Raw genomic sequence first — 383 nt, 5'->3', positions numbered from 1 at the left:
TGAGTCAAAAATTATAGCATGGAAACTTCATGCTCTAAATACAAACCCGAATGGTGGAGGATGACGGGATCGAACCGACGACCCCCTGCTTGCAAAGCAGGTGCTCTCCCAGCTGAGCTAATCCCCCGCGCTGATTGCCTATAGCCGGCGCCCTGCGGCGTTGCTCGTCGCTCACACACCTGAAGTGTGCTTCGCTCCTCGCGCCTTGCAGTGCTTGGCTCTAGCCAATCATCGTCAACCTCTATTTAGTCGGAACCAGATGGTGGGTCTAGTTGGGCTCGAACCAACGACCCCTGCGTTATCAACACAGTGCTCTAACCAGCTGAGCTACAGACCCATTCCTGCTTCGGCCAGCTTTTGCTGAGCCTCTGCAAGAGTGTTCC

General features: G+C 54.8%; 2 tRNA genes. Both read right to left on the bottom strand.

Annotated elements, in window-relative coordinates:
* Nucleotides 1-51: 51 nt before the first annotated feature.
* A tRNA-Ala gene (locus GVL12_RS26000) sits at nucleotides 52-127 on the bottom strand.
* A 133-nt stretch (nucleotides 128-260) separates the two neighbouring features.
* Nucleotides 261-337 (bottom strand) — tRNA-Ile (locus GVL12_RS25995).
* Nucleotides 338-383 lie beyond the last annotated feature (46 nt).

It is taken from the genome of Pantoea sp. 18069, from assembly GCF_902706035.1.
GTDB lineage: Bacteria > Pseudomonadota > Gammaproteobacteria > Burkholderiales > Burkholderiaceae_C > Comamonas.
The sequence above is the reverse complement of the archived record's forward strand: the minus strand, read 5'-3'. Positions and strand labels throughout refer to the sequence as shown.